Source organism: Thermomonas mangrovi (assembly GCF_028201335.1).
Lineage (GTDB): Bacteria > Pseudomonadota > Gammaproteobacteria > Xanthomonadales > Xanthomonadaceae > Thermomonas > Thermomonas mangrovi.
This window is the reverse complement of record NZ_JAPEVV010000002.1, coordinates 286,940-310,585: the sequence shown is the minus strand read 5'-3', so window position 1 is coordinate 310,585 and position 23,646 is coordinate 286,940. Positions and strand designations below refer to the sequence as shown.

Below are 23,646 nucleotides of genomic sequence, written 5' to 3'. Positions count from 1 at the left end.
TGGGAGGGGCGTCGATGTCGAATTCAGGTTCCGCCGTGCCGCAGCTCACGTTCCGCGCCGTGCTGTTGGCCATCGTCCTCGCGGTGATCCTGTCCGCGGCCAACGCCTACCTCGGCCTGTTCGCGGGCTTGACCATCGCCACCGCGATCCCGGCGGCGGTCGTCTCGATGGGCGTGCTGCGCCTGCTCGGCGGCGGCACCATCCTCGAGAACAACATCGTGCAGACCGGCGCGTCCGCCGGTTCGTCGATCGCGGCCGGCGTGATCTTCACCATCCCCGCGCTGATCATCCTGGGCTACTGGCAGGACTTCAAATATTCCTGGGTGCTGGCGATCGCCGGCCTGGGCGGCCTGCTCGGCGTGCTGTTCTCGGTGCCGCTGCGGCGCTCGATGATCGTCGAGGAGCCGCTGCCGTTCCCCGAGGGCAAGGCGGCGGCGGAAGTGCTGAAGGCTGGCGAGAACCCCGGTCCCGGCCTGAAGATCCTGGGCTTCTCCGCCGCGCTGGGCGGCCTGATCAAGGCCGCGGCGGCGAGCGGCATGAAGCTGATCCCGGACACCGCCGCGGGAGCCGGCTTCTTCGGCAAGTACCTCGGGTACATGGGCACCAACCTGTCGCCCGCCCTGCTCGGCGTGGGTTACATCGTCGGCCTCAACATCGGCATCGTGGTGGTCTCCGGTTCGATCCTGTCCTGGCACATTGCGATCCCGCTGTACCACATGTTCTTCCTCGACTCCGACCCGGCGCTGGCGGCCAACATCGCCGGCGCGGGCGCCGAGGACATCGCCGGCGCGATCTGGTCGGCGAAGATCCGCTACCTCGGCGTCGGCGCGATGCTGATCGGCGGTGCGTGGACGCTGTTCTCGCTGCGCAATTCGCTGCTGTCCGGCGTGCGCAGCGGCATCGCCGCGGCCCGCGCGGGATCCGACGCGAACGTCGCCGAGACCGAGCGCGACCTGCCGATGAAGTGGATGCTGGTGGCGCTGGTCGCGTTCGTGGTGCCGCTGCTGCTGCTGTACCAGGCGATCGTGGGCATGTGGCACGTGAGCATCCCGATGGCGATCATCATGATCGTCGCCGGCTTCCTGTTCGTGTCCGTGTCCGCCTACCTCGCTGGCCTGGTCGGGTCGTCGAACAACCCGGTCTCGGGCATCACCATCGCCACCATCCTGTTCGCCTCGGTGGTGCTGATGGTGTTGCTGGGCGAGGCGGGCCGAACCGCGGTCGGCGCCGGCGGCGCGCCGCTGGGCGCGGTCGCCGCGATCATGATCGGCGCGGTGGTGTGCTGCGCGGCGGCGGTCGGTGGCGACAACCTGCAGGACCTCAAGGCCGGTTACCTGGTCGGCGCGACCCCGTGGAAGCAGCAGCTGATGCTGGGCATCGGCGCGTTCTCCTGCGCGCTGATCATGGCGCCGGTGCTGAACCTGCTGGCGCAGGCCTACGGCATCGGCGCCCCCACCCCGGAGCACCCCAACTCGCTCGCCGCGCCGCAGGCCACGCTGATGGCCTCGGTCGCGGGCGGCATGTTCGGCGGCAAGGATCTGCCGTGGATGATCATCGGCATCGGCGCCGCGGTCGGCGCGGTGATCATCGCCATCGACGAGATGCTCAAGGCGCGCGGCAGCAGCTTCCGCGTGCCGGTGCTGGCCGCGGCGATCGGCATCTACCTGCCGCTCGAGCTGATGGTGCCGATCTTCCTCGGCGGCCTGCTGGCGCACCTGGTGGAGAAGCGTCACGGCATGGTCGGCAGCCACGACGAGGCCGCGCGCGACCGCCTGCATCGCCCGGGCACGCTGTTCTCGGCCGGCCTGATCACCGGCGAGGCGCTGATGGGCATCCTGATCGCGATCCCGATCGTGGCCACCGGTCGCCCCGACGTGATCGCGCTGCCCGAGCACCTGCAGTTCGGCAAGTACCTCGGCCTCGCGGTACTCGCGCTGGTCGCCTGGCTGCTCTATCGCACCGGCGCCAAGGCCAATCCGAACGCCTGATCCATCCGCGCCCGCGCATGCCGCGGGCGCTTCTCCATTCGCATCACGGACCATCGCCATGAACCTTCGCCTCGCCATCCTCCCGCTCGCCCTCGCGTTGTCGCTCCCCGCGGTGGCCGACGCTGCCCGCGGCTTCACCGTGCGCGACATGGCCTACATGGACCGCCATTCCTCGCCGACGCTGTCGCCGGACGGGCGCGTGCTGGTGTTCGCCAAGCGCGTGGTCGACAAGGACAGCAACAAGTCCAGCACCTCGCTGTGGATCCGCAACCTGGCCACGCGCGACATGCGCCCGCCATCGCGGCTGACGCCGGAAGGCTGGAACGTCAACTCGCCGGCGTTCTCGCCGGACGGCAAGTCCGTGTACTTCCTGAGCGCGAAGTCGGGTTCGATGCAGCTGTACGCGATGCCGGTGGCGGGTGGCGAGCCGAGGCGCCTCACCGATACCGCGGTGGATGTCGATGGCTACAAGCTCTCGCCCGACGGCCGCCAGGTCGCGCTGGCGCTGGCGGTGTTCCCGGATTGCAAGGCGGACCTCGGTTGCACCCGGAAGAAGCTCGATGAAGCCGGGGCGGCCAAGGCCAGCGGGCAGGTCTTCGACCGCATGTTCATCCGCCACTGGGACACCTGGAACGACGGGCGCCTGAACCGCGTGTTCGCGGCGAAGTTGGGTGGCGAGGGCATGGCCAAGGGCGGCACGTTGCTGAGCGGCGACATCGCCGGCGACATCCCGTCCAAGCCGTTCGGCGACCTGTCCGACTTCGCGTGGTCGCCCGACGGCACGTCGGTGGCGATGAGCGTGCGCCAGGCCGATCGCGAGGAACCCTGGAACACCAACTTCGACATCTGGCTGGTCGCGGCCGATGGCAGCGGCGCGCGCAACCTGACCGCCGCCAACAAGGCTTGGGACGCCGGCCCGGTGTTCAGCGCGGACGGCAAGACCCTGTACTACCGCGCGATGGCGCGCCCGGGCTTCGAGGCCGACCGCTTCGCGCTGATGGCGATGGACCTGGCCACCGGCAAGGCCAGGGAACTGGCGCCGAAGTGGGATGCGTCCGCCGATGGCATCACCCTGTCCGCCGACGGCCAGTGGCTGTACACCACCGCGCAGGCGCTGGGCCAGCATCCGCTGTTCCGGGTCTCGCTGGCCAATGGCGCCGTCGAGACGGTGGTGGACGACGGCAGTGTGTCGGCGTTCGACCTCGCCGGGCCGACGCTGGCGGTGTCGCGCAATTCGCTCAAGAGCGGCGACGTGCTGTACGCCACCAGCGCCGACGGCAACGCCCCGCTGCGCGCGATCACCCCGAGCGGGGGCGACATGCTGCCGGACGTCGCGTGGGGCGACTACGAGCAGTTCACCTTCGCCGGCTGGAACAACGAGACCGTGCACGGCTACGTGGTCAAGCCGTGGAACTACACGCCCGGCAAGAAGTACCCGGTCGCGTTCCTGATCCACGGTGGTCCGCAAGGCAGCTTCGGCAACGGCTGGAGCTACCGCTGGAACCCGCAGACCTATGCCGGCCAGGGCTACGCGGTGGTGATGATCGACTTCCACGGCAGCACCGGCTACGGCCAGGCATTCACCGACGCGATCAGCCAGCACTGGGGCGACCGCCCGCTGGAGGACCTGCAGAAGGGCTGGGCCGCGGCGCAGCGGAAGTACGCCTTCCTCGACGGCGGCAAGGCTTGCGCGCTGGGCGCCAGCTACGGCGGCTTCATGGTCAACTGGATCGCCGGCAACTGGAACGCGCCGTGGAAGTGCCTGGTCAGCCACGACGGCGTGTTCGACCAGCGGATGATGGGCTACGCCACCGAGGAGCTGTGGTTCACCGAATGGGAGCAGGGCGGCACGCCCTACGACGTCCCGAAGCAGTACGAGCAGTTCAACCCGGTGAACCACGTGTCTGCGTTCAAGGTGCCGATGCTGGTGATCCACGGCCAGCTCGACTACCGCATCCCGGTCGAGCAGGGCATCGCCCTGTTCACCGCGCACCAGCGCCGCGGCGTCGAATCGAAGTTCCTGTACTTCCCCGACGAGAACCACTGGGTGCTGAAGCCGCAGAACAGCGTGCTCTGGCACGACACGGTCAACGACTGGCTGAAGCAGCACATCGGGCAGTGACCTCCCCTGCCGTCGGGCGCTACAGCGCCCGCGGCGCTTCCATCGGAATCGCGCATGGCGCTTGAATCGACCGCACCCTCCACCGCCTTGATCACCAACGACGCTGCCGTGCTCGGCTTGCTGGCGATCATCCTGGGCTTCGTGTTCTGGGGCGCGTCGCGTGAGCGGGGATTCTGGAAGAAGTTCTACGCGGTGGTGCCGGCGATCCTGCCCTGCTACCTGCTGCCGGCCATCGCCAACAGCGTCGGGCTGATCGATGGCGCGGGCTCGGGGCTGTACCCGATGGCGCGCGACTACCTGCTGCCGGCGTCGCTCGTGCTGTTCTGCGTATCGATGGACATCGGCGGCATCGCCAAGCTCGGGCCGAAGGCGCTGGTGATGTTCCTGACCGGCACCCTCGGCGTGATGCTGGGCGCGGTGGTGTCGTTCAACGTGATGGGCCTGGTGCATCCGGAGACCGTGGCGGGCGAGACCTGGCGCGGCATGACCACGCTCACCGGCAGCTGGATCGGCGGCGGCGCCAACCAGGCCGCGATGAAGGAAGTGTTCCAGGTCGATGCCACCCTGTTCGGGCAGTTCGCCGCGGTCGACGTGATCGTGGGCTACGTGTGGATGGCGACGCTGCTGTTCATGGCGTCGCGCGCGGATGCGTGGGATCGCTGGCTGAAGGCGGATACCTCCGCGATCGAGACCCTGAAGCAGCGCATGGCCAGTTACCAGGCGCAGCACGCGCGGATCGCATCGACGACCGACCTGGTGCTGATCTTCGCGGTCGGGATCGGCGCCACCGGCATCGCGCATTTCCTCGCCGAACCGCTGGTCGCCTGGATCCGGTCGATGCCGGCCGACTGGCGCCTGCAGGATTACAGCCTGGATTCGCGCTTCTTCTGGCTGGTGGTGATCGCCACCACCATCGGCGTGCTGGCCAGCCTGACCCGGGCGCGCCAGCTCGAGGGCGCGGGCGCCTCCAAGATCGGCACCGTGTTCCTGTACGTGCTGATCGCCACGATCGGCATGCAGATGGACCTGAAGGCGCTGGCCGACAAGCCCTTCCTGCTGCTGCTCGGCCTAGTCTGGATCTCGGTGCACGCGGGCCTGATGCTGCTGGTGGCGCGGCTGATCCGCGCGCCGCTGTTCTTCATGGCGGTCGGCTCGCAGGCGAACATCGGCGCAGCCGCGAGCGCGCCGGTGGTGGCCAGTGCCTTCCATCCGGCGCTGGCGCCGGTGGGCGTGCTGCTCGCGGTGCTGGGCTACGTGCTGGGCACCTACTGCGCCTACCTGACCGGCCTGGCGCTGCAGGCGATGGCCGGTGCCTGATCGCTACAACCAGCGCACCTTGCGCAGGTAGCGGTAGAGCACGACGCAGGCCAGCAGCACGGTGCCGATCAGGAGCGGGTAGGCGTACGGCTTGTCGAGCTCGGGCATGTGCGCGAAGTTCATGCCGTACCAGCTCGCGATCAGCGTCGGCAGCGCCAGCAGGCCGGCCCAGCCGGCGAGCTTCTTGACGATCTCGCCCTGCGCGACGGTCACCAGCGACAGGTTGACGTTCATCGCCGCGGAGACCATCTCGCGCTGGGTGTCGATGGTGTCGCGCACGCGCGCGGCATGGTCCTCGACGTCGCGGAAGTACGGGCGCACCTCGTCCGGGATCAGGATCGCCGGGCTGCGCATCAGCTGCGAGAGGATGTCCTGCATCGGCGCCACCGCCAGCCGCATCAGGGTCAGTTCCTTGCGCAGTTCGTACAGCTTGCGGATGGTGCCGCGCTTGTAGGTTTCGGCGAACACGTCGTGCTCAAGCGCGTCGAGTTCGCCGCCGAAGGCGGACACGATCGGCTGGTAGTTGTCGACCACGAAATCCAGCACCGCATGCAGCGCCACGCTCGGGCCGTGCGCCAGCATCTCCGGGTCGCGTTCCAGCCGCTGGCGCACCGGGGCGTAGCTCAGCGACGCGCCATGGCGCACGGTGACCAGGAAGCGCGGGCCGACGAACAGGTGGGTCTCGCCGAAGCGCACGTGGCCGTCGACTTCCTGCGCGGTGTGCGCGGCGATGAACAGGCTGTTGCCGTAGGTCTCGATCTTCGGGCGCTGGTGCGCGTTGTGCGCGTCCTCGACGGCGAGGTCGTGCAGCCCGAATTCCTCCTGCAGCGTGTCGAGCAGCGATTCGTGCGGCTCGTACAGGCCGACCCAGACGAAGCTGCCGTCGTCGACCGCGAGCACGTCGCTGATCTGCGCCAGGCTGATGTCGCGGCGCAGGCCGGCGCGGTCGTAGGCCGCGCAGTTGACGACGCAGGCGGGCAGGGCGGGTCGCGGGTCGTTCATCGGCGCATCCTGCCCGCGGCGGGACGGGGCATCAAGGCGCGCGTCGCGGCCAGGGCCGCGCCAGCGCGGCGTGGATCGGCAGCAGCAGCGCGATCCAGTGCCCGTTGCGTTGCGGCAGCGCCTGCAGCCACAGCGGCAGGCAGGCCAGCGCGGCGAGTGCGGCGAGCACCACCAGCAGGGCCCGGAAGCGCGCCGACGGCGTGCGTCCGCGCAGGATCGACCAGGCGCCCGGCAGCAGCAGCCAGGCCAGCGGGTTGAACAGCAGCAGGTTGCGGTTGGCCCACATCGCCTGGTGGTCGGTGAACGCCCAGCCCAGCGCGAGCACGCTGCCGAGCACGGCGCAGGCCAGCCAGAACATGCCTGCGGCGGCGGCCAGCGCGCGCGGGTGGCGGCCGCCCGCCCACAGCACCAGGCCGGCGATCGCCATCCCGACCAGCCACCACGGCCAGATCCGCGGGGCGCTGCCGACGGGTTCCGGCGGCAGTCGCTGCGGCAGCAGTACCGCCTCGCCGGCGACCAGCGGGCGGCCATCGGCGCGGCGGGTCTCGCGCAGGCCCTCGGCCAGCCGGCTGGGGATGAACCCCAGTTGCCAGCGCGACAGCGGGCGGTCGGCGCGCGGCCCCAGCCCGATGTCGAAGGCCAGCCACATCCACGGCGCGGGCGAGGCCAGCCGCAGGGACTCGCTGCGCCAGGTGTCGCCGCTCGAGCGGCCGACCAGGGTGCGCTGCAGCTGCCCGCCGAGCGCGCGGTCCAACGCGTCGCGGACCCGGGTCGCGCAATTGTCGGTGTAGTAGTCGTAGCGGTAGCGCGCGTTCTCCGGCCGCGCGTTCTCGGCGAGGTCGGCGGCGAGTTGCCGCGCCTGCGCCGGGTCGAGGTCCAGCCATTGCACGGCGGCACCGCGGCCGACGTCGCGGTAGTAGGCCAGGTCCTGCTCCAGCGGCAGCGCGACCAGCATGTATTGCATCCGGCCTTGCACGAAGCGGCCGAGGAAGCCGGCTTCCTCCAGGTCGAAGAAGCCGAAGTTGTAGTTGGTGCGCGCGCCGGTCGCCGGATCCTCCACCACGATCGCATCGTGGCCGAAGCGCTCCCAGAAGATCTCGCCGGGCCCCATCGTCACCATCCCGATGCGCGGCGCGGCCGCTGCCGTCGTCGCGGGCGGCACGGCCTGCGCGTGGGCGATCCCCGCGGCGAGGGCCAGCAGCAGCCCCGCCAGCCAGCGCACCGCGTCAGCCGGCCGCATCGACGCCGACGTGCAGGGTGTGCAAGCGGCGCGCATCCGCGCTGGCGACGCGGAACACGAAGCGGCCCAGGGTCAGCTCCTCGCCGGCCTCCGGCAGGTGGCCGATGGCCGCGGTCACCAGGCCGCCGATGGTGTCGAATTCGTCGTCGTCGAAGTCGGCACCGAAGCGCTCGTTGAAGTCGGCGATCGGGGTCAGCGCGTCGACCACGAACTGGCCGTCGGCGCGCGCCGCGATGTGCGCGTCCGCGTCCTCGGCATCGTCGTGCTCGTCATCGATGTCGCCGACGATCTGCTCCAGCACGTCCTCGATGGTCACCAGCCCGGCCACGCCGCCGTACTCGTCGATCACGATCGCCATGTGGTTGCGCGACTGGCGGAACTCGCGCAGCAGCACGTTGAGCTTCTTGGATTCGGGGATCAGCACCGCCGGGCGCAGCAGCTCGCGGATCGTGCCCGGCCCGTTGTCGGCGACCACCCCGCGCAGCAGGTCCTTGGCCAGCAGGATGCCGAGGATCTCGTCCTTGTCCTCGCCGTGCACCGGGAAGCGCGAGTGGCCGGATTCGACCACCTGCCGCATCAGGTCGAGGAACTTGCCGTCGGCCGGCAACGCGACCATCTGCGCGCGCGAGACCATCACGTCGCCGACGGTGAGGTCGGCCACCGCGATGGCGCCTTCCATCATCCGCAGCGTGTCGGGGCCGATGACGCCATCGGCCTGCACGTCGCGCAGCAGCTCGACCAGGTCTTCGCGGGTGGTGGGTTCGCCCGACAGGGCGGCCCCGATGCGGTCCAGCCACGAACGGCGTGGCTTGTCGGCGGGGCGTTCGCTGGGATCGGCGCCGTCTTGGCGACTGTCGTCCTCTGACATCGTGGCGGTTCTATGGCCTTGGGCGGGCATGCGTGGCGGGCGCCACGGGAGGGGAGTCTAGCGAAGTCGGGTGGCGGGGCGGTGAACCACCGCGGCCACGCTACGCCGGCTGATACGGATCGGGGAGGCCCAGTCCGGCCAGGATCTCGCGTTCCAGCTGCTCCATGCAGTCGGCCTCGCGCGGGTCCTCGTGGTCCCAGCCGAGCAGGTGCAGGGCGCCGTGCACGGTCAGGTGGGCGTAATGGGCGGCGAGCGGCTTGCGCTGCTCCCTGGCCTCGCGGGCGACCACGGGGGCGCAGATGACCAGGTCGCCCAGCAACGGCAGGCGCACGCCCTCGGGCAGGCCTTCGGGCAGTTCCGCGGGGAAACTGAGCACGTTGGTGGCGTAATCCTTGCCGCGGTAATGGCGGTTCAGCGCGCGGCCTTCGCGGGTCCCGACGATGCGGATGGCGAGGTCGGCCTCGCGGATGCGGCCGGCCAACGCGGCCGCCACCCACTTGCGGAAACTCACCGCCGCCGGGATCCCTGCGCGCGGGATGGCGTAGCCGACGGCGACATCGAGGCGGACGGGACCCTGGGTCATGCGCGCATCCTACGCCTCGCCGTTGTCGCCACGGGCTTCGCGCGCCTCATAGGCGTTGACGATGCGCGCCACCAGCGGGTGGCGGACCACGTCGCGCGATTCGAAGAAGGTGAAGCTGACGCCCTCCACGCCGCGCAGCACCTCGACCGCATCCTTGAGTCCCGACTTCACGTGGCGCGGCAGGTCGATCTGGGTCATGTCGCCGGTGACCACCGCCGTGCTGCCGAAGCCGAGGCGGGTCAGGAACATCTTCATCTGCTCGATGGTGGTGTTCTGCGCCTCGTCGAGGATGACGAAGGCATCGTTGAGCGTGCGCCCGCGCATGTAGGCGAGCGGGGCGATCTCGATGACGTTCTTCTCCAGCAGCCGCGCGACCTTGTCCACGCCGAGCATCTCGTACAGCGCGTCGTACAGCGGGCGCAGGTAGGGGTCGACCTTCTGGGTCAGGTCGCCGGGCAGGAAGCCCAGCTTTTCGCCGGCCTCGACCGCCGGGCGCACCAGGATCACCCGCTGCACGCGCGACTGGCTGAGCGCATCCACCGCCATCGCGACCGCGAGGTAGGTCTTGCCGGTGCCGGCCGGACCGACTCCGAAGTTGATGTCGTGGGTGGCGATCGCGTGCAGGTACTTGCGCTGGTTGTCGCCGCGGCCGCGCAGGGTGCCGCGCTTGACCCGGATCGCCACCTCTTGCGGCAGGTGGTCGGCGTGTGCGGGCCGCGCCGGTGCATCTCCCGCGTGCACGCCCAGGCGCAGGTGGATGGCGTGCTCGTCCAGCGTTTCCCCGGCGGCCTCGTCGTACAGCTGCCGGAGCACGCGCTCGGCGCGGGCGACCGCGGAGGCGTCGTCGCCGCTCACGCGGAACACGTTGCCGCGGTTGGCGATCTCGACGCCCATGCGCAGCTCGATCTGGCGCAGGTGGGCGTCGAACGGGCCGGCCAGGTTGGCCAGCCGCTCGGTGTCGTCGGGTTCGAGGATGAAGTCGCGTTGGGTCTGCATCCGCAAAGGGTAGCGCGGGGCGGATGAGGGCGGCGACCACGCGGCCGTTGGTCGGCCGTGACTTGCGCATTAATTAATCATTGAATTAAATATACGCATGGTACTTCCCGCCCCCCCCAAGCGCAGCCCGGCCAAGGGCCGCAAGCGTGCACCCGGACGCCCGTCAGCGGACGCCCCAGACCAGCGCGCGGTCGCGCTGGACGCTGCCCTCGCATGCTTCGTTCGCCAGGGCATCGCGGCGACCTCGTTGCGCGACATCGCCCGCGAGGCCGGGGTGACGCCGGCGCTGTTGCACTACTACTTCGGCGACCGCCAGCAGTTGCTCGACGCAGTGGTGGCGGAGCGGGTGATGCCGGCCTTCCTGTCGGTGCGCGAACACCTCGCGCAGGCCGGCGACGACGTGGCCGACATCGTCGCGGCCTTCGTGTGCGGGGTGACCGATGCGATCGCGCGGCATCCCTGGTGGCCGCAGCTGTGGGTGCGCGAGGTGCTGTGCGAGGGCGGCGCGTTGCGCAACCTGCTGGTGCAGCGGATCGCCCCCGACATCGCCCGCCTGCTGGCCGGGCGGTTCGCCGCCGCGCAGGCCGCGGGCCGGCTGAATGCCGACCTCGACCCGCGCCTGCTGCTGCCGACGCTGGTCGGCCTGACCATGTTCCCCGCCGCCGGCGCGCCGATCTGGCGGCAGGTGTTCGATGCCGACGACCTCGGGCTGGACGACGTGCGCGGGCACGCGCTGGCCCTGCTCGACCGCGGACTGGAGTTGAAGCCATGAGCAATCGTTGGAAGCGCGCGTGCGTGCTGGTGCTGGCGGCGTCGTTGGCGGCCTGCGGCGAACCGCCGCCGCAGGTGCTGGGCACGCTGGAATGGGACCGGATCACGCTACCGGCGCCGGTGGCCGAACGCATCGTCCGCATCGACGTGCGCGAGGGCGAGGTGGTCGCCGCGGGTGCGCCGCTGCTGCAACTGGAACTCACCCGCAGCGCGGCGCAGGCCGAGGCCGCGACTGCGCTGGCGCGACAAAGCCGCGATGCGCTCGCCGAGATGCAAGCCGGTGCGCGCAGCGAGCAGGTGGCGCAGGCGCGCGCCACCCTGGCCTCGGCGCAGGCGCAGGCCGCGGAGGCGCGGGCCTCGCTCGGCCGCCTCAGGCCGCTGGCGGCGCGGCAACTGGTCGCGAAGTCCGACCTCGACCGCGCGGTGGCCGCGGCAGGCTCCGCCGAGGGCCAGGTGCGTGCGGCGCAGGCCGTGCTCGACGAGTTGCTGCACGGCACCCGCCCCGAGCGCATCGCCCAAGGCGAGGCAGCGCTGGCGGCGGCGCAGGCGCAGGCGACCGTGCAGGCGGCCAGCCTCGGCAAGCTGGATGTCCGCGCGCCGCGCGCCGGACGCGTGGACAGCCTGCCGTATCGCCTGGGCGACCAGGCGCCGGTCGGGGCGCCGTTGGCGATCCTGCTGGTCGGCGAGGCGCCGTATGCGCGGGTCTACGTGCCCGAATCGCTGCGCGCCGGGGTCAAGCCCGGGCAGGCGGCGCGCGTGTTCGTGGACGGACGCGAAGGCAGCATCGCCGGCCATGTGCGGATGGTGCGCAGCGAGCCGAGCTTCACCCCTTACTACGCATTGTCCGGCGACGACGCGGCGCGGCTGAGCTACCTCGCCGAAGTGGTGCTCGATGCGCCGATCGACCTGCCGGCGGGGGTCCCGGTCCGGGTCGAGTTCGTGGAGGCCGCGGGTGGCCGCTGACGGCCCGCTCGCGATTCGCGCGCGGGGCCTGGGCAAGCGCTTCGGCGGGTTGCAGGCGGTCGACGGCGTCGACCTGTCGGTGTCGCGCGCGTCGGTCTACGGCTTCCTCGGCCCGAATGGCTCCGGCAAGTCCACCACCATCCGCATGCTGTGCGGATTGCTCACGCCCAGCGCCGGCGAGATCGAGGTGCTCGGCTTGCGCATCCCGGCGCAAGCCGAGGCCCTGCGCCGGCGGATGGGGTACATGACCCAGAAGTTCTCGTTGTACGAGGACCTCAGCGTGCGCGAGAACTTGTTGTTCCTCGCCAGCGTGCAGGGGCTGCCGCGCGCGGCGCGCCGCCAACGGGTCGACGCCTTGCTGGAGACCTACGACCTGCAGGCGCAGGCGTCGCAGCTCGCCGGCACCATGAGCGGCGGGCAGAAGCAGCGCCTGGCGCTGGCCGGCGCGGTCGTGCATGCGCCGGAACTGCTGTTCCTCGACGAGCCGACCAGTGCGGTCGACCCGGAATCGCGGCGCGGATTCTGGGAGAAGCTGTTCGACCTCGCGGACGCCGGCACCACGATCCTGGTGTCGACCCACTACATGGACGAGGCCGAGCGCTGCCATCGCCTCGCCATCCTCGACCACGGCCGGTTGGTCGCCGATGGGACGCCCGCGGCGCTGACCGCGGGCCTGCAAGGGCGCACCCTCGGCGTGCGCACCGGCGAGCCGCGCCGCGCGCAGGCGCTGTTGCACGGCCTGCCCGGCGTCCTCGGGATCGCCCAGATCGGCAACGAACTGCGGGTGCTCGCGGAGGCTGCAACGACCGCCGGCGACGGCCTCGGCCCCAGGTTGCTCGATGCGCTGCAGGCGCAGGGGCTCGACGCCGAGGTCGTGGCCATCGCGCCGAACCTGGAGGACGTCTTCGTCGCCGCCACGCATGCGCGCGGCCGGGGGGCAGGCGCATGAAGCCGGCGATGGTGCTCGCGGTGATGCTGAAGGAAATCCGGCAGATGGCCCGCGACCGGATGACGCTGGCGATGATGATCGGCATCCCGACCCTGCAGCTGCTCCTGTTCGGGTATGCGATCAATCCGGACGTGCGCAACCTCCCGGCCGCCGCCGCCGACATGGCCGGCACCGCGGGATCGCGCGCGCTGGTGCAGGACATGTGGGCCACCGGCGTGGTCCGCCCGGTGGCCGGCGCGCGCACGCCGCAGGAACTGCAGGCGCTGCTGCGCGAGGGCCGGATCAAGGTCGGCGTGCTGGTGCCGCCGGACTTCGAGCGTCGCCGCGTCGAGGGACGCGAGGCCGTGCAGGTGCTGGTCGACGGCAGCGATACCTCGGTGCAGGCCGCCGCCCGGCAGCTCGCCGCCATGCCACTGGACGCCAGCAACCCCGCTGCGAAGGCGGCGCCCGCGCAGGTCAGCGTGCTGCCACTCTACAACCCGCGCCGGATCTCGGCGATCAACGTGGTGCCCGGGCTGATCGGGGTGATCCTGACCATGACCATGGTGATGTTCACCGCGATGGCCATCGTCCGCGAGCGCGAGCGCGGCAACCTGGAATTGCTGATCACTACGCCGGTGTCCAGCGGCGAGCTGATGGTCGGCAAGGTGCTGCCCTACATCGCGGTCGGGCTGGTGCAGGTCAGCGTCGTGCTGCTGCTGGGGGCGGCGCTGTTCGAGGTGCCCATCCGCGGCAGCCTGGCGGGCGTGTACGGCGTGGCGATGCTGCTGATCGTCGCCAACCTGACCCTGGGGCTGTTCGTGTCCACGCTGGCGCGCACCCAGTTCCAGGCCATGCAGATGGCGTTCTTCCTGTTCCTGCCGTCGATCCTGCTGTCCGGCTTCATGTTCCCGTTCGACGGCATGCCGCGGCCCGCGCAGTGGATTGCGGAAGCCTTGCCGCTCACCCATTTCATGCGGCTGATCCGCGGGGTCATCCTGCGCGGCGCGAGCCTGGCCGACTTGTGGCCCGAGGTGGTCGCGCTGCTGGGGTTCACCGCCGCGATGATGGCCATGGCGACCTTGCGCTTCCGCAAGCGGCTGGACTGACGCCGCGCGGTTGCGGTGGCCTGCCATCTCTTGCAGAGTCCGGGCTCGGATGCCGGACGCCCGGGGAGGGCAGGATGCACAGGACCGCATGGATCTTCGCCGCCGCATTGGCGCTGGGGCCGGCGCAGGCGCAGGAGCCGCCCGCCACCCTGCTCACCGCCGCGCGGATCCACACCATGGACGCGGCCCGCCCGCTGGCCCGGGCGATGGCCTACGACGCCGACGGCAGGATCCTCGCGGTGGGCGATCCCGCGACGCTCGGCGCGCAGTTCCCGCAGGCGCGGCGGATCGACGTCGGCGACGCCACCGTGGTGCCGGGCCTGATCGACGCGCATGCGCACGTCAGCGGGCTGGGCATGGCGATGATGGAAGCCGACCTCACCGGCGCGACCGACAAGCAGGAGGTGCTGCGGCGCCTGCAGGCGCATGCGCGCACGCTGGCGCCGGGCGCCTGGCTGGTCGGGCGCGGCTGGGACCAGAACGACTGGCCGGAGCGCGCGTTCCCGACCGCCGCCGAGCTGGATGCGGTGTTCCCGGATCGCCCGGTGTGGCTGTCGCGCATCGACGGCCACGCCGGCTGGGCGAATGGCGCGGCGATGCGCGCGGTCGGCCGTGACCTCGCCGGCACCTGGCAGCCCGCCGGCGGCAAGATCCTGCGCGATGCGGCGGGCCGGCCCACCGGCATCTTCGTCGACAACGCGATGCTGCTGCTCGACCAGGCGCGGCCGGCGCTGGACCAGGCGACGCTGGAGCGCGCGCTGTCGCTGGGCATGCAGGCGGCGGTGCAGCACGGCCTCACCGGCGTGCACGATGCCGGCATCAGCCTCGACGAGCTGCGCCGCTACCAACGCCTCGCGGACCGCGGGGCGATGCCGCTGCGCATCTACGCGATGGCCGATGGCGATGCCGCCGCGCTGGCGGCGCTCTGTCGCGACGGGCTGTACCGGCATCCGTCGGGTCGCCTGCAGATGCGCGCGGTGAAGCTGTACGCAGACGGCGCGCTGGGCAGCCGCGGCGCGGCGATGCTCGAGGACTACAGCGACGACCACGGCAACCGGGGCCTGATGGTGATGTCGCCGGAGGCGCTCGCGGTCGCCAGCGCCAAGGCGAAGCGCTGCGGCGTGCAGGTCGCCACCCACGCGATCGGCGATCGCGGCAACCGGGTCAGCCTCGACGTCTATGCCGAGGCCTTGGGCGCAGCCGCGGCCGGCGACCATCGCTGGCGGATCGAACATGCGCAGGTGCTGGCGGCCGCCGACCTGCCGCGGCTGGCGGCGATGCGGGTGATCGCCTCGATGCAGCCGACCCACGCGACCAGCGACATGCCCTGGGCCGGCGATCGCGTCGGCCCGCAGCGGATCGTCGGTGCGTACGCCTGGCGCCAGTTGCGCGACAGCGGCGCGCGCCTCGCGCTGGGCTCCGATTTCCCGGTCGAATCGGTGGATCCGCGGCTCGGCCTGTATTCCGCGGTGAGCCGTGCCGACGCGGCGGGCAAGCCGGCCGGCGGCTGGATGCCGCAGGAGAAGCTGACCGCGTACGAGGCGCTGCGCGGCTTCACCCTCGACGCGGCCTACGCCGGTTTCGCGGAAGGCGAGCTGGGTAGCCTCGCCGCCGGCAAGCGCGCGGATTTCGTGGTGCTGGCCGAGGATCCGCTGGCGGTGCCGGATGCGGCGCTGCGCAGCCTGCAAGTACGCGCCACCTACGTCGACGGCAAGCCGGTCTACGAGGCCCCGCGCTGAGCGCGCGGTCCGGGCTCAGGTCGCGTCGGCGGTGACGACGCGGCCGCGCAGCGAGTTCGGCAGGGCCTCGGTGATCGCGACGTCGACGAACTGGCCGACCAGCCGCGCCGGCGCGGCGAAGTTCACCTGCCGCATGTTCTCGGTCTTGCCGGTCAGCTCGTTCGGATCCTTGCGCGACGGGCCGGTGACCAGCACCCGCTGCACGCTGCCGACCATCGCCTCGGAGATGCCGAAGCTGTGGGCGTTGATGTGCGCCTGCAGCCGCGACAGCCGGGCATGCTTGACCGCATCCGGGACGTCGTCGGGCAGGTCGGCGGCCGGCGTGCCCGGGCGCCGGGAATAGATGAAGCTGAAGCTCTGGTCGAAGCCCACGTCCTCGATCAGTTTCATGGTCTTCTCGAAGTCGGCGTCGGTTTCGCCGGGGAAGCCGACGATGAAGTCCGAGCTGATGGAGATGCCCGGCCGCACCGCGCGCAGCTTGCGCAGCTTCTGCTTGAACTCCAGCGCGGTGTAGCCGCGCTTCATCGCCGCCAGCACGCGGTCGCTGCCGCTCTGCACCGGCAGGTGCAGGTAGTCGGCGAGTTGCGGCACGTCGCGGTACGCCTCGATGAGCGCGTCGCTGAACTCCAGCGGGTGCGAGGTGGTGAAGCGGATCCGGCCGATGCCCTCGATGCCGGCGATCGCGCGGATCAGCAGGGCGAGGTCGGCGACCTCCCCGTCGCCGTACGCACCGCGGTAGGCGTTGACGTTCTGCCCCAGCAGGTTGACCTCGCGCACGCCCTGCGCCGCGAGCTCGGCGACTTCGACCAGCACGTCCTCGAACGGGCGGCTGATCTCCTCGCCGCGGGTGTAGGGCACCACGCAGAAGCTGCAGTACTTGCTGCAGCCTTCCATGATCGAGACGAAGGCCGAGGGGCCATCGGCGCGCGGCTCCGGCAGGCGGTCGAATTTCTCGATCTCGGGGAAGCTGATGTCCACCTGCGGCCGCCCGGTCTGGCGCCGCTCGCGGATCAGCTCCGGCAGGCGGTGCAGGGTTTGCGGCCCGAACACCAGGTCGACGAACGGGGCGCGCTTGACGATGCCTTCGCCCTCCTGCGAGGCGACGCATCCGCCCACGCCGATCAGGACCGGCTTGCCGTCCTGCTTGAGCTGGCGCCAGCGCCCGAGCTGGCTGAACACCTTTTCCTGCGCCTTCTCGCGGATCGAGCAGGTGTTGACCAGGATGACGTCGGCCTCGGCGACGTTGTCGGTCAACTCAAGGCCCTCATGCTCAGCCAGAACGTCGGCCATCTTCGCCGAATCGTATTCGTTCATCTGGCAACCGTGCGTCTCGATGAAAACTTTGCCGGTGGTTGCGCGGCGCGGGGCGGGCAGGTCGCCGGGCGTGCCGGCGGGATGGAGCATGGGCATGGGCTGGGTCCGGGAAGACGGCGGTGAATCCGCGCCGGGGCACGCATTGTACGGGCAGGCCGCGGCCATGGCTGGCTCCCGTTCAGCAAAATCAATCAGTTGCATGCGCGGGCGGGAGCGGGGAGACTGCCGCGATGACGGGATTGCGCCTCGCCGTGTTGTGCCTCGCCGTGCTGGCTGCGCCCGTCGTGGTCGCCGGGAACGTGTACCGCTGCGATGGCGCAGACGGGATCACTTCCTATGCCAACAAGCGGATCCCCGGTGCCCGCTGCAAGCTGGTCGGCAGTTACAAGGCCGAGCGTGCCCCCAAGCCAAAGCCCAAGCCAGCGGCCAGCGCCCCGCTCATGCCGGCCCGGCCCGAGCAGAACCGCATCGCGGTCGCCGCGCCCGCCACGACGTCCGCCCCGTCTCCGGCAGTCGCCCCCGGGGCGGGACCGCGCCTGATCCGCGGGCAGGTCTACGCCTACACGGGGAAGGATGGTGTGCGCCACTACACGAGTGCGCGGCCGACGGGGGTCTCGGGTGCCTCGATCCGCACCATCCGCTACAGCTACATGGAGACCTGCTACGCCTGCGGGGCCAAGCCCGGTGTGGACTTCCGCACCCTGCGCCTCAACACCACGGCCTACCAGGACGAAATCCGGGCGGCGGCGCGCGAGCATGGCGTCGAAGAGGCGGTGGTCCGCGCGATCATCCACGCCGAGTCGGCGTTCAACCCGAAGGCGTTGTCGCGGGTCGGGGCCCAGGGCCTGATGCAGCTGATGCCGGCGACCGCCCGCCGGTTCGGGGTGGGGGATGCCTTCGACGCCACCCAGAACATCCGCGGCGGGGTGCGTTACCTGGCTTGGCTGCTGAAGCGCTTCGACGGCAACCTGACCCTGGCCGCCGCCGGCTACAACGCGGGCGAGGGAGCGGTCGACAAGTACAAGGGCGTCCCGCCCTACAACGAGACCCAGCGCTACGTCCAGCGCGTCGGGGTGCTGGCGGAGCGTTACCGCGGGGTGCTCAACCCGATCGCCGCCAACGGCACGGGCGGATTGTCGGCCCGTTAAGCGTTCCGTTACACTTGCGTGTCCTTCGCGGCCAGTCGGCGCGCCAGCGCGCAACGGCTGCCTCCCGCGAGCGTAATTTGGCAATTTTTCGGAGTGCGGGATGGCCAACGAAGAGGTCAACACCGGCCGGCGCAGGTTCCTGACCGCGACCACGGCAGTGGTCGGCGCGGTCGGAGCGGGGTTCGCCGCGGTGCCTTTCATCAAGTCCTGGAGCCCCAGTGCGCGGGCCCGCTTCGCCGGTGCGCCGGTGAACCAGGACATCAGTGCCCTCGCCGAAGGCGCGCAGCTGGTGATCAACTGGCGCGGCCAGCCGATCTTCATCGCCCGCCGTTCCACGGCGATGCTGGACGTCATGAAGTCGCTCGACAACCTGCTGGCCGACCCCCAGTCGGCGGCGTCCGACCAGCCCAAGTACGCGCAGAACCCGACCCGCTCGATCAAGCCCGAGATCTCGGTGCTGGTCGGCGTCTGCACGCACCTGGGGTGCGCGCCCGAGTTCCTGCCGGAAGTGAAGCCGGAACCGTTCGACCCGGACTGGAAGGGCGGCTACTTCTGCCCCTGCCACAAGTCGCGCTACGACCTGGCTGGCCGGGTGCTGAAGGCGCAGCCCGCGCCCTTGAACCTGCCGGTGCCGCCGTACCACTTCGAAAGCGACACCATGCTGGTGATCGGCGTCGACCCGAAGGGAGCCGCGTAAGCCATGGCGAACATCCTCACCCGCAGCGTCGACACGGTCTGGAACTGGGTCAACGAACGCGCGCCCGGCATGATGCCGGTGTACCGGAAGCACATGTCCGAGTACTACGCGCCCAAGAACTTCAACATCTGGTACATCTTCGGCGTGCTGTCGATGGTGGTGCTGGTCAACCAGATCCTGACCGGCATCTTCCTGACGATGCACTTCAAGCCGAGCGCGGCGGAAGCCTTCGCCTCGGTCGAATACATCATGCGCGACGTGGAGTGGGGCTGGCTGATCCGCTACATGCACAGCACCGGCGCCTCGCTGTTCTTCATCGTCGTCTACCTGCACATGTTCCGCGGCCTCATGTACGGCTCGTACAAGAAGCCGCGCGAGCTGGTGTGGCTGCTGGGCATGGTGATCTACCTGGTGCTGATGGCCGAGGCCTTCCTGGGCTACGTGCTGCCGTGGGGCCAGATGTCCTACTGGGGCGCCAAGGTGATCATCTCGCTGTTCGGCGCGATCCCGGTGATCGGCGGCGGCCTGACCGAATGGATCATGGGCGACTACAACCCGGGCGACGCCACCCTGAACCGCTTCTTCGCGCTGCATGTCATCGCGTTGCCGCTGGTCCTGCTGCTGGTGGTGGTGCTGCACATCTTCGCGCTGCACGAGGTGGGTTCGAACAACCCGGACGGCGTCGAGATCAAGAAGGGCCCGAAAGGCAACCGCTGGTCGGCCACGGCGCCTGCCGACGGCGTGCCGTTCCATCCGTACTACACGGTCAAGGACACCTTCTACGTCGGGTTCTTCCTGATCATCGCGGCCTTCATCATCTTCTTCGCCCCGACCTTCGGCGGCTGGTTCCTGGAACACGACAACTTCACCGAGGCGAACCCGCTGGTGACGCCGTCGCACATCAAGCCGGTGTGGTACTTCACCCCGTACTACGCGATGCTCCGCGTGGTGCCCTCGTTCTTCGGCATCAAGCTGTGGGGCGTGCTGGTGATGTTCGGCGCGATCGTGATGCTGTTCCTGGTGCCTTGGCTGGACAAGTCGCCGGTCAAGTCCTACCGCTACCGCGGCCTGCTGAGCTGGGTGATGCTGCTGGTGTTCGCGGTCAGCTTCCTGTGGCTGGCGAAGATCGGCGCGGGCCCTGGCACCGATCCGGTCGAGGCGATCATCGGCCGCGTGCTGACCTTCCTCTACTTCGCGTTCTTCATCACGATGCCGCTGTGGACCAAGCTCGACAAGACCAAGCCGGTGCCGGAACGGGTGACGACGCATGACTGACATGCCTGCCATGAAGCGACCCTTCCTGTCCCGCGCCGCGACCTTCGCCGCCGGCCTGCTGATCTCCGCCAGCGCCCTCGCCAGCGAGACCGGCGGCCTGCAGCAGTCGGGCACCGACCTCGACGACAAGGCCTCGCTGCAGCGCGGTGCCGCGCTGTACATGAACTACTGCAGCGGCTGCCACTCGCTGAAGTACGTCCGCTACGCGCGGATCGGCGAGGATCTCGGACTGACCGAGGACCAGGTGCAGGCCAACCTGAACTTCACCGGCGCCAAGATCGGCGACCACGTGATCTCGCCGATGACCGCGGAGATGGGCCTGGCCGCGTTCGGCAAGGCGCCGCCCGACCTGTCGGTGATCGCGCGCGTGCGCGGCTCCGACTGGATCTACACCTACCTGAAGTCGTTCTACCTGGACGAGTCGCGTCCGCTGGGCTGGAACAACAAGCTGTTCCCGAACGCCTCGATGCCGAACCCGCTGTGGGAGATGCAGGGCCTGCAGCAACCGGTGTTCGGCGCGAAGACCGCGTCGGGCGAACTGCCGGTGGAAGGCTTCAGCATCAGCCAGGCGGGTTCGCAGACCCCGCAGCAGTTCGACCAGACCGTGCGCGACATCGCCGCGTTCCTCGAGTACGCGGGCGAGCCGGCGGCCCTGAAGCGGCCCGCGCTCGGCGTGTGGGTGATCCTCTTCCTCTCCTTCTTCACCTTCATGGCCTGGTTGCTGAAGAAGGAATACTGGCGGGACGTTCACTGACGCGGCGTCACGCGCAGCACGGGGAACGACGCTTGGCGGCTGCCCGCATCGTGCGGGCGGCGCGGGTGCGTCCGGCGGGGACCGGGCGCGGGAGTTGTCCTGATGATGGCTGTGAGTCCGCGCATGCGTAACGCCCTGACGCTGTTTTCCTCGGTCGACGACGTCCTCTGCCATCGCGTGCGGCTGGTGCTCGCCGCCAAGGGCGTCACCTACGACCTGATCCCGGTCGACCCGCAGAACCCGCCGGAAGACCTGATCGACCTGAACCCGTACCACTCGGTGCCGACCCTGGTCGAGCGCGAGCTGGTCCTGTACGCGGCCAGCGTGGTCAGCGAATACCTCGACGAACGTTATCCGCATCCGCCGCTGATGCCGGTCGACCCGCTGTCGCGCGCGCGCCTGCGCCTGGCGATGCTGCGCATCGAGCACGACTGGGTGCCGCAGGTGCAGGCCATCCAGCTCGGCAACAAGCAGCAGGCGGAAGCCGGCCGCAAGCGCCTCAAGGAGTTGCTGACCGCCTCGATCCCGCTGTTCAAGGCTAGCAAGTTCTTCCTGAATTCGGAAATGAGCCTGGCCGACTGCGCCATGGCGCCGATCATCTGGCGCCTCGACGCCCTCGGCGTCGGCCTGCCGAAGGACGGCAAGGCGATCGAGGACTACGGCAACCGGATCTTCCGCAACCCGGGGTTCCTGCGCAGCCTGACCGACCAGGAAAAGCAGCTGCGCGACATGCCGCAGTGATCCGCGGCGCGCGACGCAAGGACGCATGACATGGCCGAACCGATGCCGCCGGCGATGACCAGCCATCGCCCCTACCTGCTGCGCGCGTTGTACGAATGGATCGTCGACAACGGCATGACCCCGCACGTGCTGGTCGATGCGACCCAGCGGGGCGTGCGCGTACCGGCGCATGCCGTGAAGGACGGCCGGATCGTGCTCAACATCGCCGAACGCGCGGTGGCGCGGCTGGAGATGGGCAACGACGCATTGGGCTTCACCGCCCGCTTCGGCGGGGTCAGCCAGTCGGTGCTGGTGCCGTTGCCCGCGGTGATCGCGATCTATGCCCGCGAAACCGGCCACGGCATGGCCTTGCCGGACGATCCGCAGGGCACCTTGCCGGCGGACGAGGTCGACGCGCCGACCGCCTCCGCGCCGAGGGCCTCGGATGAAGGTCCCGGCGACGACACACCGGAGCCGCCCAAGCGCGGCGGGCACCTGCGCATCGTCAAGTGACGCCAGGGGCCGTTGCGCGGCCCGGCAGGCGGCAGCTCAGTGCAGCGGGAGGTCGCGTACCACCGCCTGCGCGGCTCGGCTGGGACCGCTGAAGCCGACCAGCCGATCGCCGAGCAGGACGACGCGGCCGACATGGCGATCGTGGCCGTCCTCGGAGTACTCGAAGCGGAACGTGCGCTCGATCCCGAGCCATCCGTCCTCGCGCCGGCGCAGGCGCATGCCGGTCGCATGCACCGACTGGTCCAGCCATTGCACGCCGGCGGCCTGGCAGGCGTCGCGGCCGATCTCGGCGGCGCGCTCCGCCGCGGCGCGCGCGGCGGTGAACAGGAAGAAGCCGGCGGCGCCGACGATCATCAAGAGCAGGAGGGTGGGCATCGGCCTACTGTGGTGGCGGCGTCCAGCGTGCGCAAGGTGCCTTCACGCCGTGGGCGTGGGGCCGAGCTTGAGCGAGAAGTCGATCGCGTGGACGTGCTTGGTCAACCCGCCGATCGAGATGCAGTCGACGCCGTCGTCGGCAATCCCGCGCAGGCTGGCCAGGTCCACGCCGCCCGAGACTTCCAGCGGGATCCTGCCGGCGTACGGCGCGGCCTTGGCGATGCGCACCGCCTCGCGGCGGGTGGCGGCATCGAAATCGTCGATCAATATCCGCGTGCAGCCGGTGTCGAGGGCCTCGCGCAACTGGGCCAGGGTCTCGACCTCGACGATCAGCGGCAGCGCGGGATGCAGGCCGCGCGCGCGCTCGATCGCGGCCGCGACCGAACCGAAGGCGCGGATGTGGTTTTCCTTCAGCATCACCGCGTCGTACAGGCCGATGCGGTGGTTGCCGCCGCCGCCCACACGCACCGCGTACTTCTGCGCGATGCGCAGGCCGGGGATGGTCTTGCGCGTGTCGAGGAGGGTAGCGCCGGTGCCGCGCACCGCCTCCACGTGGCGGGCGGTTGTGGTCGCCGTCCCGCTGAGGGTTTGCAGGAAGTTCAGCGACGCGCGCTCGGCGGTCACCAGTGCGCGGTTGCGTCCGCGCAGGGTGGCGACCACCTGGCCGTTGGCGACGCGGTCGCCCTCTTCGAAGCGCCAGTCGAACGCGACGCCGGGATCCAGCGCGCGGTGGCAGGCTTCGAACCACGGCCGGCCGGCGAGCACGCAGTCTTCCTTGCACAGCAGGTAGGCGCTGTCCGGCGCGTCGTCGAGCAACATGGCGGTGGCATCGCCGCTGCCGATGTCCTCGGCCAGGGCGGCGGCGACGTCGGCGTCCACCACCGCGGCCGGCGGCGGCGCGAAGCGCGGCGCGTTCATGCGCGGGGGAAGGCGTCGAGCTGGGCGGTGGCAATGCCTTCCTCGGCCAGCAGCACCGGGATGCCGTCGTCGATGCGGTACACGGTCTTGCGGTCGCGGGTGACCAGCGCCTCGCGCAGCGGCGCGGCCTCGCGGCTGCCGTCGTTGCGCGCCACCGCGGCGGCGGCGATCGCCTGGTTCAGCGCCTCCAGGCCGGCCGGCTCCAGCAGCGCCAGCGGCTGGCGGGTGGCGGGGCAGACCAGGATGTCGAGCAGCTTGCGGTCCATTGACGGTGCCGGGCGCGGGAGGGATCGCTAGAATAACGGT

At 70.3% G+C, this 23,646-nt stretch carries 23 protein-coding genes; 14 read left to right on the top strand and 9 right to left on the bottom strand.

What is annotated here, in order from left to right; genetic code table 11:
* The first annotated feature begins 14 nt into the window (after nt 1-14).
* The 3 genes from ON759_RS05145 to ON759_RS05135 are packed head-to-tail and all read left to right on the top strand — an operon-like array spanning nt 15 to nt 5,427.
* Entirely contained in the window at nt 15-1,988 is a 1,974-nt protein-coding gene (locus ON759_RS05145; RefSeq protein ID WP_271679285.1) for an OPT family oligopeptide transporter, read from the top strand.
* A 58-nt stretch (nt 1,989-2,046) separates the two neighbouring features.
* Nucleotides 2,047-4,110, top strand: a complete 2,064-nt coding sequence (locus ON759_RS05140) for a S9 family peptidase (RefSeq protein WP_271679284.1) — start codon at nt 2,047-2,049, stop codon at nt 4,108-4,110.
* Nucleotides 4,111-4,164: 54 nt separating this feature from the next.
* Nucleotides 4,165-5,427: a DUF819 family protein gene (locus tag ON759_RS05135; protein WP_271679283.1), complete on the top strand. Its 1,263-nt coding sequence runs from the start codon at nt 4,165-4,167 to the stop codon at nt 5,425-5,427.
* A gap of 3 nt (nt 5,428-5,430) precedes the next feature.
* On the opposite strand, the gene ON759_RS05130 is transcribed toward ON759_RS05135, so the two are convergent.
* The 5 genes from ON759_RS05130 to ON759_RS05110 form a co-directional block, all read right to left on the bottom strand.
* Nucleotides 5,431-6,429, bottom strand: coding sequence for a magnesium and cobalt transport protein CorA (locus ON759_RS05130; RefSeq protein WP_271679282.1), 999 nt, complete (start codon nt 6,427-6,429; stop codon nt 5,431-5,433).
* A gap of 31 nt (nt 6,430-6,460) precedes the next feature.
* Entirely contained in the window at nt 6,461-7,669 is a 1,209-nt protein-coding gene (locus ON759_RS05125; protein WP_271679281.1) for a lipoprotein N-acyltransferase Lnb domain-containing protein, read from the bottom strand.
* Entirely contained in the window at nt 7,656-8,537 is an 882-nt protein-coding gene (locus ON759_RS05120) for a CorC family transporter (protein WP_271679280.1), read from the bottom strand. The genes ON759_RS05125 and ON759_RS05120 overlap by 14 nt, the downstream gene beginning before the upstream one ends.
* A 100-nt stretch (nt 8,538-8,637) precedes the next feature.
* A complete protein-coding gene (gene ybeY, locus ON759_RS05115) occupies nt 8,638-9,120 on the bottom strand; it encodes an rRNA maturation RNase YbeY (RefSeq protein WP_271679279.1) in 483 nt (160 codons plus the stop codon).
* 9 nt (nt 9,121-9,129) lie between these two features.
* Complete coding sequence (locus ON759_RS05110) at nt 9,130-10,116, bottom strand: PhoH family protein (protein ID WP_271679278.1); 987 nt, start codon at nt 10,114-10,116, stop codon at nt 9,130-9,132.
* Nucleotides 10,117-10,213: 97 nt separating this feature from the next.
* Between ON759_RS05110 and ON759_RS05105 the strand changes: the two genes are divergently transcribed.
* The 5 genes from ON759_RS05105 (at nt 10,214) to ON759_RS05085 (ending at nt 15,626) form a co-directional block, all read left to right on the top strand.
* The gene (locus tag ON759_RS05105; RefSeq protein WP_271679277.1) at nt 10,214-10,888 is read left to right on the top strand and encodes a TetR/AcrR family transcriptional regulator; all 675 of its coding nucleotides are present in this window, start codon (nt 10,214-10,216) and stop codon (nt 10,886-10,888) included.
* A complete protein-coding gene (locus ON759_RS05100) occupies nt 10,885-11,850 on the top strand; it encodes an HlyD family secretion protein (RefSeq protein ID WP_271679276.1) in 966 nt (321 codons plus the stop codon). The genes ON759_RS05105 and ON759_RS05100 overlap by 4 nt, the downstream gene beginning before the upstream one ends.
* A gap of 13 nt (nt 11,851-11,863) precedes the next feature.
* Nucleotides 11,864-12,799 carry an ABC transporter ATP-binding protein gene (locus ON759_RS05095; protein WP_271679567.1) on the top strand — a complete coding sequence of 312 codons (936 nt, stop codon included), beginning with the start codon at nt 11,864-11,866 and terminating at the stop codon, nt 12,797-12,799.
* Complete coding sequence (locus tag ON759_RS05090; protein ID WP_271679275.1) at nt 12,796-13,887, top strand: ABC transporter permease; 1,092 nt, start codon at nt 12,796-12,798, stop codon at nt 13,885-13,887. Before ON759_RS05095 ends, ON759_RS05090 begins: the two co-directional genes overlap by 4 nt.
* A 74-nt stretch (nt 13,888-13,961) precedes the next feature.
* Nucleotides 13,962-15,626 carry an amidohydrolase gene (locus tag ON759_RS05085; protein ID WP_271679274.1) on the top strand — a complete coding sequence of 555 codons (1,665 nt, stop codon included), beginning with the start codon at nt 13,962-13,964 and terminating at the stop codon, nt 15,624-15,626.
* Between the two features lie 15 nt (nt 15,627-15,641).
* Here ON759_RS05085 and miaB read toward each other — a convergent pair whose 3' ends face one another.
* A complete protein-coding gene (gene miaB, locus ON759_RS05080; RefSeq protein WP_425608446.1) occupies nt 15,642-17,036 on the bottom strand; it encodes a tRNA (N6-isopentenyl adenosine(37)-C2)-methylthiotransferase MiaB in 1,395 nt (464 codons plus the stop codon).
* A 134-nt stretch (nt 17,037-17,170) separates the two neighbouring features.
* On the opposite strand from miaB, the gene ON759_RS05075 reads away from it, so the two are divergent.
* From ON759_RS05075 to ON759_RS05050, 6 genes are all read left to right on the top strand, one after another.
* Nucleotides 17,171-18,088, top strand: coding sequence for a lytic transglycosylase domain-containing protein (locus ON759_RS05075; RefSeq protein ID WP_271679273.1), 918 nt, complete (start codon nt 17,171-17,173; stop codon nt 18,086-18,088).
* Nucleotides 18,089-18,188: 100 nt separating this feature from the next.
* Nucleotides 18,189-18,785 carry a ubiquinol-cytochrome c reductase iron-sulfur subunit gene (gene petA, locus ON759_RS05070; RefSeq protein ID WP_271679272.1) on the top strand — a complete coding sequence of 199 codons (597 nt, stop codon included), beginning with the start codon at nt 18,189-18,191 and terminating at the stop codon, nt 18,783-18,785.
* Between the two features lie 3 nt (nt 18,786-18,788).
* Complete coding sequence (locus tag ON759_RS05065; RefSeq protein ID WP_271679271.1) at nt 18,789-20,060, top strand: cytochrome b; 1,272 nt, start codon at nt 18,789-18,791, stop codon at nt 20,058-20,060.
* A gap of 10 nt (nt 20,061-20,070) precedes the next feature.
* On the top strand, nt 20,071-20,814 hold the full coding sequence (locus ON759_RS05060; protein ID WP_271679270.1) for a cytochrome c1: 744 nt from the start codon (nt 20,071-20,073) through the stop codon (nt 20,812-20,814).
* 105 nt (nt 20,815-20,919) lie between these two features.
* On the top strand, nt 20,920-21,555 hold the full coding sequence (locus tag ON759_RS05055) for a glutathione S-transferase N-terminal domain-containing protein (protein WP_271679566.1): 636 nt from the start codon (nt 20,920-20,922) through the stop codon (nt 21,553-21,555).
* A 30-nt stretch (nt 21,556-21,585) separates the two neighbouring features.
* Nucleotides 21,586-22,047 (top strand): ClpXP protease specificity-enhancing factor, encoded by a 462-nt coding sequence (locus ON759_RS05050; protein ID WP_271679269.1) that lies wholly within the window; start codon nt 21,586-21,588, stop codon nt 22,045-22,047.
* A 36-nt stretch (nt 22,048-22,083) separates the two neighbouring features.
* On the opposite strand, the gene ON759_RS05045 is transcribed toward ON759_RS05050, so the two are convergent.
* The 3 genes from ON759_RS05045 to ON759_RS05035 are packed head-to-tail and all read right to left on the bottom strand — an operon-like array spanning nt 22,084 to nt 23,606.
* Nucleotides 22,084-22,422, bottom strand: coding sequence for a DUF3301 domain-containing protein (locus ON759_RS05045; protein WP_271679268.1), 339 nt, complete (start codon nt 22,420-22,422; stop codon nt 22,084-22,086).
* 42 nt (nt 22,423-22,464) lie between these two features.
* Nucleotides 22,465-23,340, bottom strand: coding sequence for a carboxylating nicotinate-nucleotide diphosphorylase (gene nadC / locus ON759_RS05040; RefSeq protein ID WP_271679267.1), 876 nt, complete (start codon nt 23,338-23,340; stop codon nt 22,465-22,467).
* A complete protein-coding gene (locus tag ON759_RS05035; protein ID WP_271679266.1) occupies nt 23,337-23,606 on the bottom strand; it encodes a Trm112 family protein in 270 nt (89 codons plus the stop codon). The genes nadC and ON759_RS05035 overlap by 4 nt, the downstream gene beginning before the upstream one ends.
* Nucleotides 23,607-23,646: the final 40 nt, after the last annotated feature.

Excerpts from the sequence above, each read along its gene's own strand:
- ON759_RS05145 (WP_271679285.1), top strand. The coding sequence starts at position 15 with ATGTCGAATTCAGGTTCCGCCGTGCCGCAGCTCACGTTCCGCGCCGTG.
- ON759_RS05140 (WP_271679284.1), top strand. The coding sequence starts at position 2,047 with ATGAACCTTCGCCTCGCCATCCTCCCGCTCGCCCTCGCGTTGTCGCTC.
- ON759_RS05135 (WP_271679283.1), top strand. The coding sequence starts at position 4,165 with ATGGCGCTTGAATCGACCGCACCCTCCACCGCCTTGATCACCAACGAC.
- ON759_RS05130 (WP_271679282.1), bottom strand. The coding sequence starts at position 6,429 with ATGAACGACCCGCGACCCGCCCTGCCCGCCTGCGTCGTCAACTGCGCG.
- ON759_RS05125 (WP_271679281.1), bottom strand. The coding sequence starts at position 7,669 with ATGCGGCCGGCTGACGCGGTGCGCTGGCTGGCGGGGCTGCTGCTGGCC.
- ON759_RS05120 (WP_271679280.1), bottom strand. The coding sequence starts at position 8,537 with ATGTCAGAGGACGACAGTCGCCAAGACGGCGCCGATCCCAGCGAACGC.
- ybeY (WP_271679279.1), bottom strand. The coding sequence starts at position 9,120 with ATGACCCAGGGTCCCGTCCGCCTCGATGTCGCCGTCGGCTACGCCATC.
- ON759_RS05110 (WP_271679278.1), bottom strand. The coding sequence starts at position 10,116 with ATGCAGACCCAACGCGACTTCATCCTCGAACCCGACGACACCGAGCGG.
- ON759_RS05105 (WP_271679277.1), top strand. The coding sequence starts at position 10,214 with ATGGTACTTCCCGCCCCCCCCAAGCGCAGCCCGGCCAAGGGCCGCAAG.
- ON759_RS05100 (WP_271679276.1), top strand. The coding sequence starts at position 10,885 with ATGAGCAATCGTTGGAAGCGCGCGTGCGTGCTGGTGCTGGCGGCGTCG.
- ON759_RS05090 (WP_271679275.1), top strand. The coding sequence starts at position 12,796 with ATGAAGCCGGCGATGGTGCTCGCGGTGATGCTGAAGGAAATCCGGCAG.
- ON759_RS05085 (WP_271679274.1), top strand. The coding sequence starts at position 13,962 with ATGCACAGGACCGCATGGATCTTCGCCGCCGCATTGGCGCTGGGGCCG.
- miaB (WP_425608446.1), bottom strand. The coding sequence starts at position 17,036 with ATGCCCATGCTCCATCCCGCCGGCACGCCCGGCGACCTGCCCGCCCCG.
- ON759_RS05075 (WP_271679273.1), top strand. The coding sequence starts at position 17,171 with ATGACGGGATTGCGCCTCGCCGTGTTGTGCCTCGCCGTGCTGGCTGCG.
- petA (WP_271679272.1), top strand. The coding sequence starts at position 18,189 with ATGGCCAACGAAGAGGTCAACACCGGCCGGCGCAGGTTCCTGACCGCG.
- ON759_RS05065 (WP_271679271.1), top strand. The coding sequence starts at position 18,789 with ATGGCGAACATCCTCACCCGCAGCGTCGACACGGTCTGGAACTGGGTC.
- ON759_RS05060 (WP_271679270.1), top strand. The coding sequence starts at position 20,071 with ATGAAGCGACCCTTCCTGTCCCGCGCCGCGACCTTCGCCGCCGGCCTG.
- ON759_RS05055 (WP_271679566.1), top strand. The coding sequence starts at position 20,920 with ATGGCTGTGAGTCCGCGCATGCGTAACGCCCTGACGCTGTTTTCCTCG.
- ON759_RS05050 (WP_271679269.1), top strand. The coding sequence starts at position 21,586 with ATGGCCGAACCGATGCCGCCGGCGATGACCAGCCATCGCCCCTACCTG.
- ON759_RS05045 (WP_271679268.1), bottom strand. The coding sequence starts at position 22,422 with ATGCCCACCCTCCTGCTCTTGATGATCGTCGGCGCCGCCGGCTTCTTC.
- nadC (WP_271679267.1), bottom strand. The coding sequence starts at position 23,340 with ATGAACGCGCCGCGCTTCGCGCCGCCGCCGGCCGCGGTGGTGGACGCC.
- ON759_RS05035 (WP_271679266.1), bottom strand. The coding sequence starts at position 23,606 with ATGGACCGCAAGCTGCTCGACATCCTGGTCTGCCCCGCCACCCGCCAG.